Source organism: Syntrophomonas sp. UBA1041 (assembly GCF_002316705.1).
Lineage (GTDB): Bacteria > Bacillota > Syntrophomonadia > Syntrophomonadales > Syntrophomonadaceae > DTU019.
In genome coordinates, this window is record NZ_DCEA01000053.1 from 49,895 (window position 1) to 50,372 (window position 478).

Below are 478 nucleotides of genomic sequence, written 5' to 3' on the forward strand. Positions count from 1 at the left end.
ACGGAGTCCAAAAAGCTGTTGATATCGGCGGCTGTTCCTAAAAGTGTAAGGGTTCCGGTTCCGGTGCCGCTGCCGCCAACGCTAATACCGCCTGCGGAACTGACGGTAAAAGTCCCCGTAGACGCCGTCAGAGTAACGGTGAGCGCATCGCCGTCAGCATCGCTGAAAACGGCGGCCGACAGGTCGACATTACCGGGCTGATCTTCATCGACGGTTATAGCGGCAGGCAGGCCGGAAACGGCCGGCGCGTCGTTGACCGCCGTGATCGTGATATTGAAGATATCGCTTACGCTGTTCGTCCCGTCGGATACGCTGAAGGTGAAGCTATCCGTGCCGTTGGCGTCGGCGTTGGGCGTATAAGTAATTTTGTTTGCGTTGATGTCGGCTTGTGTAAAGCTATTATTTGTATTTATGGTAACGCTGTCGTTTTTCAGCGTACCCAAAGCCGGCGCGGCGGCCAGGGTATAGGTGGCGGTGC

1 protein-coding gene is annotated in these 478 nt (G+C 56.3%); it reads right to left on the reverse strand.

The features are described from left to right. The coding region (locus tag B2633_RS07900; protein WP_483170094.1) for an Ig-like domain-containing protein at positions 1-478 on the reverse strand (478 nt) is incomplete at both ends.